The organism is Halorubrum tibetense, assembly GCF_042661865.1.
In the GTDB taxonomy this organism is placed as follows: domain Archaea; phylum Halobacteriota; class Halobacteria; order Halobacteriales; family Haloferacaceae; genus Halorubrum; species Halorubrum tibetense.
In genome coordinates, this window is sequence record NZ_JBHSWW010000341.1 from 1 (window position 1) to 2,252 (window position 2,252).

Here is a 2,252-nt window from a genome sequence, read left to right on the forward strand (position 1 = left end):
CTCGACGCGAGCGAGGGGGATCCGCACGTGCCCCGCGACCGAGTCGAGGCGACCGCGACGGTGCTCGAACGGGGCGGCGCAACGGTGGACATGCGGATCGATCCCGGAGCCGGCCACGGCCTCTCGAACGCGACGGTCGCCCGGATCGGGGAGCGACTCGACGCCCTGCTCGACGAGTGAATGTGGCGAGGACGGTCCTCGCCGGGGGTGACTCAGTCGCGGACGCCGTCGTCGGTGATCACGGTGTCGATCATCCCCACCGGGGTGGCGTCGTAGCTGGGGTTCTCGATCGTGACGCCCTCGACCGGTTCACGCATCACCTCGACGGCGTCCCGGAACTCGTTCTCGAAGCGGAACTCCTCTATCGTCTTCGCGCCGGAGCCCACCGCGGTGACGGGCACGCCGAGCTCACGCGCGGTCACGACGAGGGGGAACGTCCCGATCCGGTTGTAGTAGGTGCCGCCCGTGATACAGGTGATCCCGAGGAGGACGCGGTCGCAGTCCCGGAGCGCGTACCCCATCGCGCTGTCGACCACCATATGGGTGTCCACCCGGTCCATCCCGGCGAGCGCTCGTGCGGTCTTCCGGCCGAGGGTCCGTGGCCGGGCCTCGGTCACGTACACCGTCAGGTGTGCGCCGCCCATCGCGGCCGCCTCGATGGACTCGAGCACCGTCGTCGAGTAGTCGTGGACCAGCAGGGTGTCGCCGTCCGCGATCCGCTCCGCGGCGTTGGCGGCGGCAGCGGCCTTCGACGTCTCGATGTCGTCGACGACGCGTTCGATCGTCTCCTCGAGCAGCTGTTTGGCGTCGTCGACGGACGTCGGCTCGCCGACGATAGTCCGTTCGACCTCGCGCATCGCGTTGTGTAACGCGGCGTGAGAGGGGTTCGACCGGCGCAACACGCCCGCGTTGTGTTCGAGGTCGCGCTCGAACTCGTCGACGGTCCGATAGTCGCGGTCGAGCAGCTCCGCGAGCGACTCCGTCGCCTTCACGGCCACCGCCGACGTGCTGTGGGTCCGCATCGCCCGTATCTCGGCGACCGTCTCGTCGATCATACTCGAACGTCGTAGCCACGATTGAAATCGGTTCCGGGGTCGAACCGCCGTAACCGTCCAACCATCGAACCGTCCAACCATCGAACCGCCCGACCCATCAGAACCGCCCGACCCATCAGAACCGCACGTGTCGTTCTACCGCACGCGCGGCGGGCGTTTATGTTCGTCCACTGCGTGACCGCGACATGAGTCTCGGAGTCCCGGTCGACGCGCTCGCGACGGTCGTCCTCGTGATCGTGCTCGCGGGTGCCGTCAACGGTATCGCGGGCTTCGGCTTCGCAGTCGTCGGCACGACCGTGCTCGCGACGGTGCTCGATCCGGCCAGTGCCGTCGTGTTCATGATCCTCCCGATACTCGCGGTGAACCTCGCGCTCGTTCGCGAGCTATCCGGCGAGGAACTCCGAACGTGTGGGAGGCGGTTCGCGCCGTTACTCGTCGCCGCGGCCGTCGGGACCGTCGCCGGGATGGCGCTGCTCGACTGGCTCCCCGACGCCCCGCTCCGACTCCTCCTCGGGGTCGTCTCGCTCGGGTTCGTCCTGACGGCGCAGCGAGTCCGGCCGCTTCCCACGCTTTCGCGGGCCGCGGACCGCTGTTTCGTCGAGACACCGCTCGCGATGGCGGGGGTCGGCGCGGTCTCCGGCCTCCTGTTCGGCGCGACGAACGTCGGTGTCCAGATCGTCGCGTTCGTCCGGAGCTGTGACCTCTCACACGGGTTGTTCGTCGGCGTCGTCGCGATGGTGTTCGTCGGGATCAACGGGCTTCGGATCGGGGTCGCTGGCGCACTGGGGCTGTACCCGAGTCTCGACCTCGCGTTCGCGTCCGCCGCCGCCGCGATTCCGGCCGTCGCTGGCGTGGCCGTGGGAGCGCGCCTCCGGGGTCGAGTGACCGAGCGCCTCCGTCGCGGGGTCGTGCTCGGCCTCCTGACCGTCATCGGTGCCCGTCTGCTCCTCGCGGGGGCCGGAGTCGTCTGAAACGCCGGGGTACCGAAGCGAGCGTCTCGGTCGCGGATGAGAACGATCGATCGATGTTGCTGGCGGTTGTATATAAGTGGTCGATCGGTGTTGCTGGCGGTTGGGTATAAGTAGTCGATCGGTGTTGCTGGGGCGGTGTTCAGATAAGGATTGAAAGGTGAGGCGGTGCGTTTTCAAAGTGATCTATGCCCGAAAACGACCGCCTCGGCGGCTGTTTAGACGAGAT

2 protein-coding genes and 1 pseudogene are annotated in these 2,252 nt (G+C 67.8%); 2 read left to right on the forward strand and 1 reads right to left on the reverse strand.

Annotated elements, in window-relative coordinates:
* A pseudogene (locus tag ACFQEU_RS14730) lies at window positions 1–180 on the forward strand (alpha/beta hydrolase); the annotation flags it as partial.
* Window positions 181–212: 32 nt separating this feature from the next.
* Here ACFQEU_RS14730 and ACFQEU_RS14735 read toward each other — a convergent pair.
* Window positions 213–1,055 carry an eIF2B alpha/beta/delta subunit family protein gene (locus ACFQEU_RS14735; RefSeq protein WP_379783381.1) on the reverse strand — a complete coding sequence of 281 codons (843 nt, stop codon included), beginning with the start codon at window positions 1,053–1,055 and terminating at the stop codon, window positions 213–215.
* Between the two features lie 185 nt (window positions 1,056–1,240).
* Between ACFQEU_RS14735 and ACFQEU_RS14740 the strand changes: the two genes are divergently transcribed.
* Window positions 1,241–2,026 (forward strand): TSUP family transporter, encoded by a 786-nt coding sequence (locus tag ACFQEU_RS14740; RefSeq protein ID WP_379783383.1) that lies wholly within the window; start codon window positions 1,241–1,243, stop codon window positions 2,024–2,026.
* The last annotated feature ends 226 nt before the right edge of the window (window positions 2,027–2,252 follow it).

Excerpts from the sequence above, each read along its gene's own strand:
- ACFQEU_RS14735 (WP_379783381.1), bottom strand. The coding sequence starts at position 1,055 with ATGATCGACGAGACGGTCGCCGAGATACGGGCGATGCGGACCCACAGC.
- ACFQEU_RS14740 (WP_379783383.1), top strand. The coding sequence starts at position 1,241 with ATGAGTCTCGGAGTCCCGGTCGACGCGCTCGCGACGGTCGTCCTCGTG.